The organism is Paenibacillus daejeonensis DSM 15491 (assembly GCF_000378385.1).
In the GTDB taxonomy this organism is placed as follows: domain Bacteria; phylum Bacillota; class Bacilli; order Paenibacillales; family Paenibacillaceae; genus Paenibacillus_D; species Paenibacillus_D daejeonensis.
The window spans coordinates 157,523-174,203 of the sequence record NZ_KB899664.1; the positions used below are offsets into that span (position 1 = coordinate 157,523).

Sequence of the window (16,681 nt, forward strand, 5' to 3'; positions counted from 1 at the left end):
GTCTGACAACCATGCAAATATCCCGAGGCGAACGATGGTTCTACCGCTTCAATTACACGATTCTGACCCTTGCGGCGTTAACCTGCCTGCTGCCACTACTCAATATTCTGGCCGTCTCGCTGAGTGGCAACCGGGCGGTCATGTCGGGGGAGGTCGGCATCTGGCCGGTTGACTTCAATCTCAATTCGTATGAGGCGCTTATGAGCGGCAGTCCGGTGTTCCAGGCGTTCCGCAACAGTGTGGTGCTGACCGTCGTCGGTGTGGTGCTGTGCATGCTGTTCACGCTGCTGGCGGCTTATCCGCTGTCCCGCAGGGGCTTTTACCTGAAGAAGCCGATTACGCTGGCCATCGTCTTCACCATGCTGTTCACCGGCGGCATCATTCCACACTACCTGCTGGTAGATTGGCTGGGACTGGTGAACACGTACTGGGCCCTGTGGCTGCCTGCTCTGGTCAGTCCGTTCAACATGCTCATTATGAAAAACTACTTCGAACACCTCCCTGAAGAAATGGAGGAAGCGGCCCGGATCGACGGCTGCGGCGAGTGGTCGTTCATTACCAAGGTCGTGCTGCCGCTCTCGCTGCCGATGCTGGCGACGATTGCTTTGTTCTACGGCGTGAACCTGTGGAACTCGTTTTTTCAGGTGCTGATCTATATTAACGACACGCAAAAGTACAATCTGACCGTACTCGTGCAGCAGATGGTGCGCAGCTCTTCGGTCCTGCTCGAATTCACCAGCGTAACCCCTGAGGAGATGAATCAGTTCCCGCCAGAGGGCGTGAAATCGGCTGGTGTGATGGTGCTTCTGCTGCCCATGTTGATCGTATATCCGTTCATTCAGAAGTATTTTGTCAAAGGGGTCATGATTGGCGCCATCAAAGGGTAACGCCACTTGATATTTCGCGTAGGAGGGATGTCCCGGCATCAATGACGGTTTGTCGTGAAGTTTGCTCAGGGGTGTTGTACACTAAAGATGATGGAGGATGACTATGACTACAAAACAATGGAAATCTCGCCTGGCCCTTCTGCTCGTAGGGATTATGGCCTGTGTAATCTTCGCTGCCTGCTCGTCCAACGGACAAAATAATGAACCGGCCACACCAACGCCAGGCACGAATACACCGGACAATGCCGCGGCCGAAGAGCCAAAGGAGCGGGGCAGCATTACCGTCTCCGTCTATGATCGCGGCACGGTGCCTGCAGAGGAAGGCACAATGGATAATAACCGCTGGACCAAGTGGATTAACGAGAATGGTCCGGTCGATGTGAGCTTCGTCAGCGTTCCGCGCTGGGAATCGCAGCAGAAATTCAACGTCATGTTCGCCTCCAAGTCCGCGCCGGACTTGATTATGGAATACGATACAGCTTACCGCAACCAACTGTACAATCAGCAGCTGATCATGCCGGTTGACGAACTGATCGAGAACAGCACGAACTATAAAGCGATGCTGGAGGAATATCCGGCTCTGCGCAAGGTAACGACCAAGGAAGACGGCAAAATGTATGAGTTCGCTAGGGTCATCGGCCTGCAGCCGAACCATGCTCTGTTCATCCGCGCCGACTGGTTGGAAGCGCTTAATATTGAAGTTCCACAAACGACGGAAGAGCTCTTCGAAGTTGCCAAAGCATTCAAGGAGCAGGACCCGGACGGCAATGGTGCCGATGACACCTATGGCATGGCGCTCAGTTACATCAGTGGCATGATTGTGGATTACATGCACGGCAGTGTGTTCACGATGTTCGAGAAGCAGCCGTGGTACCCGGACGCGAATGGTGAGCTGATCCATGATTGGGATCGCGTGCAGGCAGCGGCCGAGTATAAGAAGCGTCTGTTCGACGCCGGCTTGGTTGACCGTGACTTCCTGACCGACAGCAAGGGTGAGAAGGCCAAGCAGGACTTCATTAACGGCAAGCTCGGCATCTGGGGCACCTCAATTGGTGATTTCCCAGCCTATGAGACGCTCAAGCAGAACAATCCGGATGCGAGAATCCAGGTCATTGCCCTGCCAGAGAGCGAGTTCGGACAGTTCAGCCCGGTGCTCTACAACCCGGTGCAATCGGTCGCCGCAGTGAACGTCATGGCGAAGAACCCGCAGGCCATTATGGAGTACGTGGACTTCATGGTTGATCCAGAGACCAAGAAAGTGTTTGACTACGGCATTGAAGGCGAGCATCATACCGTTGAGAACGGCTGTCCGAAGCTGATCGAAACCGACGAAGTGAAGGCGCAGCTGAGCTACAAGGCGGATCTGATGATGATGTTCTCCACCGACTTCACCAATGAATGCGCCGACTGGTGGAATTACAACGAGAGCAATGCCACGCCGCTGCAATTGGAATACAAGGACATCCGCTACGATGCGGTAGAAGCTTATGTCAGCCAGGACCGTCCGAATCCGGCCATCACCTCCAGCGAGCATATGCCGCTCATTCCGGAGGATCTGCAGATCAACCAGCAGAACGGCTTCAAGGCCGTCGAGGACATCCTGACCCGCGCCATCATTGGCGGCACCGGCTACACCGTGGAGCAGGCCATTGGTGATGCCAAGGCTGCCTGGAACAAGTCCAACGGCGAGAAAATCGACCAATGGTATGCCGACTGGTACAGAGACAACAAGGACTCAGCCTTCCTCATGAACGACATGTATGACCTGGCCCAGGACGTCTTTTTTAGACCTTAGAGTTAAAAATAAGCCTGCGCGGGGCGGATCGTTCTTCCGATCGCTGTTGTCCCCAGATTTCATGATGATCTAACCCCTGTACAGGGGGAAATCCGGGGACAAAGGCGAGCATTCCATTTCTCCAGAACGATTCCGTCCCTCTCCGGCACTTTTTTAACACAGGACAATTTTACAAACAGGGGGAGCACCATGAGAAACAAAGGCAAATGGATCAAGAATATGATGTTTTCGTATCTCCCCCTGTTTTTTATTATGATTTCGATCTTGGTGTTCATCTTCTTCTTCTCGCTCAACAGCATCGCGGAGAAGGAGAACAAGCGGGCCAACGAGCAGTTTGCAACCCAGAATCTGCAGCTGCTGGATAATGAGATGTATGCGCTGAACCAGCGGTTTCTGGATGATATCTTTTTCTCGCAGGAGGTCCAGCTGTTCTTCAATGACTTCTACGAGAATGACATCTCGCTGAACTATGCCCTGATTCAGAAGCTCCAGACGTTTGTGCGGTCGAGCAGCTTCGTAGATTCAGTCTATGTGTACCGGGAATCGGACGATAATGTGCTGTCGGATGCGGTCATGATTGAGGCGGAGCTGTACCCGGATCGGGAATTCGCCCAGCAAGGGGAGCAGGATATAGCCTGGTCCGGCTTTCGCATGTTCAAGGATTTCGCGGATGCCAACAGCCGGGCGGTCGTATCCTCCAAAAGACCCTATCCCCTCACAGGAGAGCCGCGCGGGTCGCTGGTGCTCAATATTAATGTCAGCGCGCTGCAGCAGCGGTTCGCAGAGATCGGCCGGGTCGATCTGAGCTTCGCCTATGTGAAGGACGCCGCGGGCCAGTGGCTGATGGGCAATCTGACGCCGCAGGAGGCGGAGCCGCTGAAGCCGGACGTTGCGCTGACCTCCGGAATCACGGGCTGGACGCTGTATTCCGGGCTCAACGAGCATTATTTGTTCGGCACGCTGCAGCTCATCTCGCGCATCTGGATCATTACCGGCATCGCCATCATTATCGCGGGTTTTGCCTGGCTGATCTACCTGATCCGTCGCAGCTATCGTCCGGTCGAAGCGCTGGCCACGCAGATTGAGAGCTATTCGATGCGCAAGTCGATGGAGCTGCGCGGGAACTACGACGAATTCAAATTCATCGAGAACGCGCTGCATTCCCTGCTGGAGGATGCGCAGACCCATCACCGGCAGCTGGCGGAGAGCCTGACTTACAAGGAGAAAGTGCTGTTCGAGGAGCTGCTGGAGGGCTCGCCGTCCATGACAAGCGAGGAGCTGGGCCCGATTCTGCAGGACAAAGGGTTCGGTACGGGCACAGATGCGCAGGGCTGGCGCTTCCTCCTTGTGGAGATGGATCACTTCCGCAGCTTCGAGGCGGAGTATTCCCGCAAGGACCAATTGCTGCTGAAGTTCGCCCTGACCAGCGTCATCAAGGAGCTGGCGGATCAGCACGGGCTGCCGCTATGGGCCGAGTGGGTATCGGACAATCAGGTGGCGGCGCTGATCGCTGTGGATGGACACGACGATGAGGCACGGCTGCGGGGCTTTTATGAAGCCTGCCTGGCTTGGGTGCAGGCCCACCTCTCTTTCACGGTTACGATTGCGCAGGGGATGCGGGTCGACCGGGTGGAGGAGGCGTACCAGTCGTACGACAGCACACTTGACCTCATTCGCTTCAAGCCGACCATCGGCAGTAATCAGTGGCTGGATGCCTCGCGTGTCCGGCGCATGACTGGCGTCGGTTACTACCAGCTGTTCCCGGAGGTGCACGCGCTGACGGAGTCATTCCGTACCGGCAAGGCGAGCTGGCGCGACGGGCTGGCCGCCATCGGCGAGAGTATCCGCGAGCACCAGATGAGCCGCAAGGACATCGTGCATTTGTTCGAGTACCTGCTGCACAAGCTGGGCACGGAGCTGACCGACATGTCGGAGGCCAAAGGCCAGTACTGGAGTGCACGGGAAGCGGCGAAGATTCAGGAAGGCATCGATACCTTTGATACGGTCGAAGAATTGCTGCGCGGCACGGAGCAAGTGCTGGACGACGTATTCGCACGCATGCTGGAGTGGCGGGAGCAGAACGGCAACTCCGCTCTGATTGCCCGGGCAACCGCTTATATTGAGCAGTACTATGGCGATGATACCCTGTCGCTGAACGGCATCAGCGAAGCGTTCGGTATGAACCCAACGAGCTTCAGCCGGGCGTTCAAGCAGGCGACCGGTGAGAAGTTCATCGATTACGTGACCCGAATCCGGATCGAGCATGCCAAGCAGGCGCTGGCCCAGAGCGATACGCCTATCCAAGAGATCGGCTTGTCCGTCGGTTACGTGCATGCGGTGTCCTTCAACCGGGCCTTCAAGAAGGCAGTCGGCATCACCCCGGGCGACTACCGCAAGCAGGCCCAATAGGGGCAACCTAAGGAAAACAATAGACAGGAAATAGCCGCCTTGGCAAGCCGCTCTCCCAAGCATTTTTTGCTTGTAGGGAGCGGCTTTTTGATGTTCAAAGCAGGAAAAATTGAGAAATTGTAGAGGTGGTTCCTCTACATTAATGTGGGAGGTTTGAACGGGGCTTGGCGTACGCATATGCGGGCAAGCCAAGGTCCAGAAAGGAGGAATGCTTCTAACCATTGGAACTAATCAATTAAAACTGGAGGTTAAATAATCGTGAACAAGTATTACTTATTATTGAAAAAGCCATTGAGCGTCGTGCTCGCAGGCACATTGGTCACTGGAGGTTTGTCAGGGGTATTAGCACCGCAACGGGTTTTGGCGGCTGAAGAGATCGTAGCGATCATGACATCCCCGGGCACGACAATCTATGCGCTAGGAAGCGCGAATGCAACAACCGTCATCGACGCCAATCTTGCTCTGGATGAAGAAATCCTGGACCAGGTCGGCTATCAGACGTTGGATGGCGCGACGATTCTCATTGATGCTGGCTATGTAAACGGGGATCAATTGGCATTGGAATTGCCCGAGGATTTTGCAGCAACCATTACTGGCAGCTTTAATGCCGGCAATGGCATTTTGACGCTGAGCGGCGATGCTTCAGTAGAGGACTATGAGACAGCGCTTCAGCATATTGTCTTCTCCACCTCTTCCCAGGAGCTCGGCGATCGCACGGTTAAATTCACATTGGGTACAGCACTGCCTTTTGAGGTTAATGGCCATTATTACGAGTACATTAATAACCGTAGTCCCATTACTTGGTCAGATGCCAGGGAACAGGCGGCAGCGAGAACCCATTTTGGCCTGCAGGGGTATTTGGCGACCATCACATCTGAGGGCGAGAACAACTTCGTCCGTCAAAAAACCGAGGGTATCGGCTGGCTGGGCGCAATGGATATCCAGCGGTCATCAGGGGGCCCCATGAACACCGGCGATTGGCGCTGGGTCACGGGACCGGAAGGTCTGCAAAGCGATGATGAGGGCCAGGGTCTTGCCTTCTACAAAGGCTACAACCAGTTGCCGGACAAAGGTCCCGTAGAGGAGCGGTATAACAACTGGGCCAATCAAGAGCCCAACAACTATGGAGGTGGCGAATACGTAGCCCATATCTATAGCACTGGCGCTACCGCAGGGCAATGGAATGACTTTGCCCCCAACAATACAAGTGTGCTGGGCTACATCATCGAATTCGGCGGCATGCCTGATGATGAGCCGGTTGTGATTACGGCGGCCAAGACCATTGATGTGGTCAGCAAGGTCGACCTGAATGCAGAGGTTCAAGATGCTGACGGGCTGGAGGCAGAGAATTACGTTCCAGCTACCTGGAAGGCCTTCGAGGATGCGCTAGACGCGGCCCAGGCGGTAATAGCCAATGAAGCGGCGACCCAGGCGGAGATCGACGCCGCACTGGCAGACCTGCAGGATGCACGGGCAGCGCTTGTACACGTCGACGTTGAGCTGCAGATCACAGAGCCGGCAGGCGCTATCGTTAAGGTGGCCAAGCCTGAGCTTGTCGGAACTGTAGGCAGCAGCGAAGCAACGGTTACCGTGGTGGTGAAGGATGCGGATGGTCGCACAGTCGAGACCACCATCGTGGATGTCGATGAGGATGGCAACTGGTCCTTCACGCCAGAGAACGATCTGGCTGCAGGCGAGTACACCTTTGAGGTGACAGCGGAGAAGGATGGTGAGACCCGCACGGAGACCAAGGAGCTGGCGGTGGACTTGTCCTCCTTGAGCGGGCTGGGGGTCCATGATCCATCAGGAAATCCAGTTACGCTATCGCCTGCTTTCACTGGTGCTTCTACGGATTACACGGCTTCGGTAGGCAATCACGTATCGTATGTCACACTGGATCTGGAAGCTCTTGATCTTGGAGGCTCCATTGAAATCTCCGTCAACGGCGGAGAGTGGGAAGATGCCGAGTCCGGCGAAGTGACCGATCAGCTGACGCTGGTCGTCGGGGAGAACACCATCGTGGTGAAGGTCACCGACGCCGAAGGGAATGTAACCGAATATACGCTAAAAGTAACTAGAGCGCCTAGCAGCAGTTGGGGCGGAGTCTACATCCCGCCCGTTACACCAGAGCCCCCAGTGACTGGAGAGGAACCGGAGACAGGCGGGCTGGTGACGCGTGTCAATGGTGACAATGACAGCTTTGCCACAGGTACTGCAGCAGACGGGCAGACCAAGGCTCTGGTAGACCTGGACAAGCTGGGCGCCATTCTGTCGGAAGCGGACGGTCAGCAGCTGTCCATCCATTCTCCATCCACGGGAAATCTGCAGGTGGAAGGTCTGACAGCAGAGACCTTGCAAGAGCTGGCAGATCAGGGAGCTAGTCTGGAAATTGCCAACCCATTGGCCATCTACCCTGTGCCAGTAGGTCAACTGGATCTGTCCGCTGTCTCTGGACTGCTGAATCAAGCGGAGCCAGGGGATATTGCGGTTCGGATTGATATTGCCCGCTCCTCGGATGAGCTAATTGCCAGTGCCCGGGCCACTGCTACCACAGCTGGCTATGAGCTGCTGGTCGATCCTGTAGATCTGGATATGACCTTTAGCCATGAGGGTCAGACGGTTCGCTCGGAGCTGCTCAATGGGTATGCAGCCAAGTATATTGCTTTGCCTGAAGGCACCGATCCCAACCGGATTACAACAGGCGTTATTGTGTATCCTGACGGCAGCATCTATCATGTGCCGACTGTCGTGACCCGTATCGACAATCGCTACTATGCGATGATTAATGACCTGAGAAGCTACGGTTCGTACTCCGTCATCTGGAATCCGCAGGATTTTGACGATGTGCGGACGCATTGGGGTCAAGTCGATGTGAATAACATTGCGGCACGTCTCGATCTGATTGGTAATGGCGACAATACGTTTTCGCCGAACCGTCAAGTAACGCGCGCTGAATTCGCAGAGATTATTGTCACCGGCCTCGGCTTGATGAATCCGCAGGCCCCGCTTCATCAATTCCCGGACGTGACGGCTTCGGCCTGGTATCGCCAGCCGGTATCGATTGGTCAGGAGTTTGATCTGATCCGCGGCTTTGATGACGGTAACTTCTACGGGCAACAGCAGTTGACCCGGGAGCAAGGCTTCGCCATTATTGCCCGTGCGCATCGTCTGATTGATGCCAACGCGGCAGTATCCGGAGCGACAATTGAAGCGCAACTGGCAGGGTTTGCCGATAGCGCAGCAGTAGCTGCCTGGGCGCGTGCGGACGTGGCTCAGCTGATTCAAGCTGGTATTATCCAAGGGCAAGGTCATAGCCTGCTTGATCCAAAAGCCGGCATGACGCGCGCCGAAGTGACAGCACTTGTCGCAAGACTGCTCACAACGACCAACCTGATTGATAACTAAGCGTTCCTTAATAGACAGCCCTGACTGTGCCTTCGCGCAGTCAGGGCTGTTTTTGTGATGGGTGACCAAGAACCATGGCCGCCAAGAATCGTATATTGACGCTTCAAACCCAGTCGTAGTGCGGGTTTTGGGCGGGGCGGAGCGATTGTTAAGCGTGGATTAATGTCTATTTTGCAGGTAGGCAGGTTGTGCTAAGGTAGGCGGCAGAGAGAAAAGTGACCCGCAGGTGCCGGAACGCCAAGGGCAGCAGGCCAGTATGAGGAGGGCAGGATGGACCGGAAATAATTGTAAGCGGTAACAAGGTGTTCCGGGAGACGCGAGGACGAGGAGGACCATAAGGTGAGCATCACAGACCATGCAATTCAATATCACAATGTAACGGAACGGGAACCACACCCGCAAGGTATGCTGCTCCGAAGATACCCCCGCGAGGTGAGGCAGCACCTCAGCCCACGTGGGCGAATGATGGCGGAGGAGGCGACGGGCTGCGAGCTGCGGTTCGTCACTGAGGCGCAACATGTCCGGCTAAGCGTAGGCATCCCTGAGCAGGACGGCATTATTCGTATCTACAAGGGTGGGCTGTTTCATTCGGAGCATCACCTGCAGGCCGGCGTAGTCCGGACGCTGACGCTGGAGGAACCGGCCGCACGTCTGGGCATGGTGGACCGGAGGCATCTGCTCGCTTCAGGCTTCGCACCGGAGGTATGGCGGATTGTCTGGGGCCGCTCGAACGCCTTGTTCGCAGGGTTACATACCTTTGACTATCCTGTTCGTCCGCCGATAGCCGAGGAGCTGCCGCAGAGACGCTGGCTGGCTTACGGTTCCTCCATTACCCATGGGCTGGATCACAGTCAGCTCTCGTACGTGTCCCAAGCGGCGCGGCGGCTGCAGCTGGATATCATGAATATGGGCCTTGGCGGTTCCTGCCTGTGTGAACCGGAGATAGCCGATTGGATTGCAGCACGAGACGACTGGGAGGTCGCCAGCTTTGAACTGGGTGTCAATATGCGGGATAGCTTCACGGTGGAGAGCTTCCGCGAACGTGCGCGTTACCTGCTGGAACAAGTGATTCAACGGCATCCGGACAAACCGTTATTCCTGATCACCATTTATCCCAACTTCGCGACCTATGCGGACATGGAGGCGACGGCGCAGGACCTGCGGTTTAATGAGGCCCTGCGAGAGCTGGCTGGCAGGCTGCGTCATCCCAACCTGCATCTGATTGAAGGGGACCAAATCATGACGGATCTGAGCGCCATGACCTGCGACCTCATCCATCCAGCTGAATTCGGACATATGAGCATGGGTGAAGCACTCGCAGGTGCAATGTGGCCCCACCTGACCCACAAGTAGTATCTATCACAGAGAGGCGGGATATCGAATATGAATCATCATTTGCGCAAAAAGAGCTTGAGTGCCTTGCTGGGACTAACCCTCTTGGTCAGCTTGCTGGTGCCGGCTGCCGCTGGGCATGCCAGAGCCGAAGAGTTGGCGTCAGACGTGCTGTTCTCCCAAAATTTCGAAGAACAGTCGATTGGCGAGACGCCTGCAGGATGGACCCTGCCGACCCGACCGCCAGCCGTGGACCCGGTCCCGGACCCCTACGTGCTGCAGGCCACTGTCGCCGAGCTGACAGGCGGGGGACAGGGGCTGAAGCTGGAGAAGAACGCCAAGTCGACGGCCTCTTACACGATTCGCCGGCCGGTGCAGACCGATGCGGCCCAGGTCGTATTCAGTTACCGTTTCATGGCGGAGCAGACGAACGCGGCGGTCTACCTGCCGTCTCTTCAATACGGCGCATCGCAGATCAAGTTCGCACTCGTGAACGGCCAATTCAGCTACACCAAGCAGCAGCAGTCGAACTGGACTGCGCTGCAGCCCTATGAAGCAGGACGCTGGTACGAGGTCCGCATTATGCTGGATACCGAGCAGGGCGTCTATGATGTCTACCTAGACGGGGGCGGGCTGCTGGCTTCGGAGCCGGGCGGTGCCGGTTCGGCTTTGTCTGAATTCTACCTCGGAATCTACAAAGATAGTATCGGTACCGCTTATTTTGACGATTTTCTGGTGACGGGCTACCGGGTGGCGATGTCGGCTGCCTTCGAGCAGGAGAGCTATGACCTCCAGCAGGGCGAGCACCGCCAGCTGCGGCTCATTTATGAGCCCGCTGATGCAGTCGTCCAGGGCGCAGCCTGGAGCACTAGTGATGCCTCGGTTGTCCAGGTCAGCCAGACCGGCGTCGTGACAGCGGTGGCAGCGGGGACTGCGACAATTACGGCCCAGCTTGGAGGAGGCTTACCGCCGGTTACGACTACGGTTCAGGTAACAGATGTGGTGCGTACAAGTGGAGATATTCTGGCGGAAACCTATAATAGCGCTACTGCCGGCTCACCGCCGACAGGCTGGAGCCTGCCGTCCAAGCCGGCGCCGGTTGCCCCGGTGCCGAGTCCTTTTGTTCTGGAGACGGTCGTGGCACCGGTACCAGGGGAAGCAGATAACCAGGCACTTCGGTTCATTAAGAATGGCAAGACGGCGGCTTCCTACTCCATTACGCGGCCAGTGTCCTCGACGTCGACGAAGACGCTGGTGACGTACCGTGTGAAGGCGGAGCAGACGGATGCGGTGATTTATCTGCCCTCCTTTAATAATGGGGCGCAGGTCAAGTTTGCCCTGAATGGCGGGCAGTTCAGCTATATGAAGGAAGGGGCGTCCGCGTGGACGAACATCCAACCCTATGCGAGCGGCGAGTGGTATGAGGTCCGCATTATGCTAGATAGCGAGGCTGGCGAATTCGACCTGTATATCGACAGCCAGCTGCAGCTGTCCCGGGAGCCTGGCGGACAGGGCGGCCCATTGGTTTCCTTCTACCTGGGCATGTACAAGGACAGTGCAGGAACGGTCTATTTTGATGACTTCAATATTTACTCCTATAAATCGGCAACAGGGGTAGCGTTCACCCAAGCGTGGTATGAGCTGGCCAAGGACCGGCAGCTGCAGCTGCCCCTCGTCTTCGAGCCGGTGGACGCTACCGTTCAGAGCGCGGTGTGGTCCTCCAGTAACCCGGAGGTAGCGACGGTGTCGAATAGTGGCGTCGTCACCGGGCTACAGCCGGGTACGACGACGATTACCGCTGAACCGTTGGAGGCAGTAAGTGCAGCGACGACGGTGGTACATGTGTTCGAAGTTCCAATGACGGGGATTACCGTGGATGAGCTGGCCGGTCCGGTCCCTGCGGGCTCTACCGTGTATCTGCAAGCGACGGCCCAGCCAGAAGATACAACCGATGAGCGACTGTACTGGGGTAGCGAGCATCCAGAGGTGGCAACCGTAGACAGTTATGGCGAGCTCACGGCTGTCGGACCGGGCACCGCGACTATCTATGCTACCAATGCCGATGGCACGATCCGGGGTGAGACCGAGGTAACAGTGACCTTGCGTGGTGTGCAACAGGAGCTGTATGTCTCGCCAGATGGCGACGATGACGGCGCAGGTACGCTGGCCGATCCGTTTCAGACCATTGCCCGTGCCCAAGCCGAGGTACGTACGCTAAACGACAGCATGACGGGCGATCTGATCGTCCATCTGCGCGGAGGTAACTATGTGCTGGAAGAGGCACTGGTCTGGGGACCGGAGGATTCGGGGACCAATGGTTATTTTGTGACCTATCGGAACTATGCCGGGGAAGAAGCGATCATCAGCGGCGGGCAGCAGATCGGGGGCTGGCAGCTGCATGATGCAGAGCAGGGCATCTATAAGGCTGAGGTAGGGGAACTGGAGACCAGACAGCTGTTCGTGGACGGAATTCGTGCCGTGCGGGCCCGCAGTGAGGGCGGACTCACGATGCCAACGAAGACGGCAACTGGCTATACATCCGAGGATACAGCTATGGCGTCATGGGCTGAGCCAGATGAGCTGGAGTTCATCTATCATGAGCAATGGACGAACTCGCGGGCCGGTGTGGCATCCATTGCTCTGGTCGATGGCAAAGCACAATTCACCATGAAGGAGCCTGCGTGGAATGCGGTGACCAATAAAGGGCTGACGTCTGCCTCTGTGCCGGTCTACTATGAGAATGCCTACGAGCTGCTCGATGAAGCGGGGGAATGGTATTACTCGCGGGCCGCAGGCGAGCTGTATTACAAGCCCCGGGCATGGGAAGACCTGGAGACGGCTGAGGTTATTGCACCCGTCCTGGAGGAGTTGGCGGTCATTAGGGGAATGTCTGCCGACGAGCCGGTACGCAATGTGGTATTTGACAGGCTAGCGTTCCGCTATACCACCTGGATGCGTCCGAGTACGGATGCCGGGCATGCGGATGCCCAGAACAACCATCTGCGCTATCCGGGCAGCCCGGACCAGCTGCCGGATGCGGCGATTCGTGTGGGGCTGGCGAACTCGGTTTCTTTTGTAAACAATGAATTCGCAAAGTTGGGCGTGACCGCCATCCGGATGGAGAACGGGGTGCAGAACAGCCGGATCCACGGCAACCGGTTCTATGACCTGTCCGGCAGTGCGCTCAATATCGGATCCCCGGATTCGAACGATCGCAACGTGTTCCACCCGGCCGATCCCCGGCTGATCATGAAGAATAATGACGTGCTGAACAACGTCATCCATGACATCGGCGTGGATTACAAGTCCTCTTCGGCGGTCTCGGCCGGGTATCCGGTCGACATGGACATCAGCCACAATGAGATGTTCTCGCTGCCGTACAGCGGGACCCATACGGGCTATGGCTGGGCCAAGGATTTTGACCCGGTCACGCGCAACATGAGCATTAGCAACAACCTGATTTATGATCTGATGGGCATGGGTCTTTACGATGGAGGCGCAATCTACAGTCTTGGCACAACGGGCGGGACAGCGGAGGACAAAAACCGCGTCACGGGCAACTATATCCGCAACCAAATGGATATCGGGGCGCCGCTCTATACGGATGAAGGCTCGGCGTACTGGCGGTTCGAGCACAACGTCATCGATTTAATTGACTCCGGCGAGTGGCACTCGTCCAAGCGCTGGGCACAGATCTGGGCGCCGACTATTCATGATGTTGACTTCATTAATAACTATACGACGGAGCCGCATGCGATTAGCAATGGCTACGACAACCACTTCGAGAACAACCAAGTGTTCCCGGATGGCAATTGGCCGGAGGCGGCGCAGCAGATCATTGCTGCGGCAGGGGTGCAGCCGGGTTACGACCCAACAGCGGACACGGTCGTGCGCCGCTGGGGCATTGAACCGCTGACCCTGGGCGAAGGCGATACGGGCCGCATCCAGTTGCATGCGACGGATGGCAAAGACCAGCCGATGTCCCTGGCTACAAGTGAGATCTACTATGTCTCGGATGCGCCAGAGGTGGCGACTGTAGACGCGGAGGGCAACGTTACCGGGGTGGCTATTGGTCAAGCGCGGCTGACGGTGCATATCGTCAATGGCGGCATGCTGCGCACCCTCCATACGGATGTGTTTGTCGGCGATACGCTGACCGAGGTGCGTCTGGAGGGTACGGCAGGACAGACGGTGTTCCTGCGGGAAGGCCAGGAGCACAATTGGCCTGCACGTGGTTATACGGCTTTTGGTAATGTGACTGAGCTAGAAGACGTGCATTATGCATCGAGTCGTCCGGAGGTGGCGACGGTGAGTGCGGATGGCACGGTCAAGGCCATGGCTGCAGGCGATACTGTCCTGACGCTGACAGGCGAATTCCAGGGTAGAGAGGTGAACACGCGCTACCTGCTGCGGGTCATTGGAGCGGGAACGCTGCATGCGTATGCTTTTGCACAGGAAACGTCTGGCGAGGCGGGCTGGTATGTCAGTCCGACGACCCTGGGCAATGTCCAGTCAGGTGAGGACAGCGTCACAATCTCAACGCCGAGCGGGGGGCATGCCGTCTATCAGGGCCGCCAATACATCGGCGAGCTGTTGGATTTTGACATGCAGATCAACGGCACCGGTGGCTGGTATGCGCTGATGCTGGGTAAACAAAGCCCAACGGCCGGCTATGTCAACGATGACAACTACATCGTTGTCATCTCCGCCAGCGCCATTGAGCTGCACCGGTACAATGATGGCAAACGGACCGTCATCTACGGCAATTTGGCAGGGTATGAGAGCCAGGGCGGCGATGCCATTCCCAACACGATGCTCCCGTACCAATCGCGTCACCGGGTACAACTGGGAACTACCATGCATGAGGATGGCGTGCGGATTGTCCTAATCGTGGATGGCGAGACCGTCATCGACTATGTGGATACGGATGAGCAGGCGCTGGACGCCCCAGGCTACTTCGGCCTGATCTCGCGGACGGGCAGCATCTCGCTGTGGACTCCTGAGGCCGAGTCGCGTCTGGCAGGGCTGGCGTTCGAATCGCTGGGTGCGATGAAGGCCGGAGAGGAACGGGAGTTGACCGTGCACGGGCTCTATGACTACGGTGGACCAGCCGAGCTGGAGCTGTCAGAACTGTCGCTGACAAGTAGCGATGAGCGTGTAGCTGTAGTGGATGACAACGGCACAGTGAGGGCCCTACAGGCAGGGGCGGCAGAGCTTCGTGCAACCTATGGAGAGTATGGAGAGCTGGAGGCCAGCTACGCCTTGACCGTTATCGCTGCAGGCGGCGGGGATGGCGGCGGACCTGGTGGAAATGATGGCGGGAACTCCGGTGGTGGTGGAACTGGCGGAAGTGACGGTGGAAACTCTGGTGGCGGCAATGGTGGGGGCGGAATTCCGCCTCTGCCGGGCGGTCCGTCCGAGCCTCCAGTAGAGGAAGAGCCGGAGCTGCCGGAGCCGCCAGTTGTGCGAGTCCAGCTTGATCTTGCGCAGGATGCGGACGTCCGCACAGCCACGGAGGCTGATGGTCGGACGGTCAAGCGCATTGCAATTCGTGATGAAGCGTTGACCCGTGCCTTTGCCGAGGCGGGCACGCTGGGTTCAGTCATACTGGATGCAGACGGCGCCGAGCCGATTGTCCGGGTGGTTCTCTCAGGCAAGGCACTACAGGATGTCATTCAGGGAGAGGCCACTGGCTACCTGGAGGTGCAGACGACTGCCGCCCGTTATCGGCTGCCGCTATCGCTGCCGTTGCTCTATGAGGTATCAGACGATACCGAGGTTGTGCTCACGATTGCTCAGACCGATGCTACTTATACCGAGGAATGGAAAGCCTACCTGAGTGCTTCCGGCATGCGACCACTGGTTGAAGTGCCCGTCGTCTTCCATCTGGAAATTGACGGGGTGCCGTACCGCGATTTTGGTGGTGTATATGTGGAGCGTTCCATCCGTCTGAGTGATGGGGTGGGCGCCTACCAGGCCAGCGCGGTCTGGATGGATGCGGAGGGGCACGCGCATTTTGTCCCGCATCAGGCAGGAGAGGGTGAGCTCTGGATCAAGTCGCCACATAACAGTGTGTATGGCGCAGTTGGCTATGAGAAATCATTTGGCGACCTGACGGGTCACTGGGCCCAAACCGAGGTCGAACGTCTGGCAGGCAAGCTGATCGTGCAGGGAACCTCGGCGGATCATTTCTCACCGGGAACTGCCGTCACACGGGCCGAATTCGCTGCGCTGCTGGTGCGGGCGTTAGGCTTGGGTGGTATGTCAGACGGCCCGCAGTTGTCTAGCCATGGTGCTACGGCAGGAGCAGGCGGTTCGGGCGGTTCGGAGGCGATGGCTCCTCATTTCGGGGATGTCGAAGCCTCCGCCTGGTACGCTGATGCGGTTGCGAAGGCAGCCGCCACCGGACTGGTAACCGGCTATGAAGACGGCACCTTCCGTCCGGCGCAGACGATCACCCGTGAGCAGATGGCGGTGATGCTGGTGCGGGCGCTGGCATACGCCGGTGCAACCGGGACGCCTGACCTTGCGGCGTTGGATCGCTTCGATGATCGCAGCGACATCTCCGCCTGGGCCCGCGACGCCGCTGCAACAGCGCTTGGTCAGGGCCTCATGCAGGGGATGACCGAGACGGAATTCGGTGCCCAGTCGCCAGCCACCCGCGCCCAGAGCGCGGTGATGCTGCACCGGCTGCTGCAGCAGGTGGATTTTATCGACTGAGGATGGGTGGAACAGCTAGTGATGGAGAGCCCGCTATGAGGAGTTAGATGGGGGTAGCGGTGGATTTCTTAGCTAGAGCTAATGGCAAAGAGGAGGCTTCGATCCCTTACGGATTGGAGCCTCCTCTTGGTCT

The 16,681-nt window shown here is 57.3% G+C and carries 6 protein-coding genes; all 6 read left to right on the plus strand.

Annotated elements, in window-relative coordinates; genetic code table 11:
• Nucleotides 1–11: 11 nt before the first annotated feature.
• Nucleotides 12–887, plus strand: coding sequence for a carbohydrate ABC transporter permease (locus tag F556_RS0117695; protein ID WP_020618318.1), 876 nt, complete (start codon nt 12–14; stop codon nt 885–887).
• Between the two features lie 103 nt (nt 888–990).
• Nucleotides 991–2,682, plus strand: coding sequence for an extracellular solute-binding protein (locus tag F556_RS0117700; protein ID WP_020618319.1), 1,692 nt, complete (start codon nt 991–993; stop codon nt 2,680–2,682).
• A gap of 189 nt (nt 2,683–2,871) precedes the next feature.
• Nucleotides 2,872–5,091: a helix-turn-helix domain-containing protein gene (locus tag F556_RS0117705; RefSeq protein WP_020618320.1), complete on the plus strand. Its 2,220-nt coding sequence runs from the start codon at nt 2,872–2,874 to the stop codon at nt 5,089–5,091.
• A gap of 258 nt (nt 5,092–5,349) precedes the next feature.
• Nucleotides 5,350–8,496, plus strand: coding sequence for an S-layer homology domain-containing protein (locus F556_RS0117710; RefSeq protein ID WP_020618321.1), 3,147 nt, complete (start codon nt 5,350–5,352; stop codon nt 8,494–8,496).
• 339 nt (nt 8,497–8,835) lie between these two features.
• The gene (locus F556_RS0117715; RefSeq protein WP_020618322.1) at nt 8,836–9,849 is read left to right on the plus strand and encodes an SGNH/GDSL hydrolase family protein; all 1,014 of its coding nucleotides are present in this window, start codon (nt 8,836–8,838) and stop codon (nt 9,847–9,849) included.
• A 30-nt stretch (nt 9,850–9,879) separates the two neighbouring features.
• A complete protein-coding gene (locus F556_RS0117720) occupies nt 9,880–16,548 on the plus strand; it encodes an Ig-like domain-containing protein (RefSeq protein WP_020618323.1) in 6,669 nt (2,222 codons plus the stop codon).
• Nucleotides 16,549–16,681: the final 133 nt, after the last annotated feature.

Excerpts from the sequence above, each read along its gene's own strand:
- F556_RS0117695 (WP_020618318.1), top strand. The coding sequence starts at position 12 with ATGCAAATATCCCGAGGCGAACGATGGTTCTACCGCTTCAATTACACG.
- F556_RS0117700 (WP_020618319.1), top strand. The coding sequence starts at position 991 with ATGACTACAAAACAATGGAAATCTCGCCTGGCCCTTCTGCTCGTAGGG.
- F556_RS0117705 (WP_020618320.1), top strand. The coding sequence starts at position 2,872 with ATGAGAAACAAAGGCAAATGGATCAAGAATATGATGTTTTCGTATCTC.
- F556_RS0117720 (WP_020618323.1), top strand. The coding sequence starts at position 9,880 with ATGAATCATCATTTGCGCAAAAAGAGCTTGAGTGCCTTGCTGGGACTA.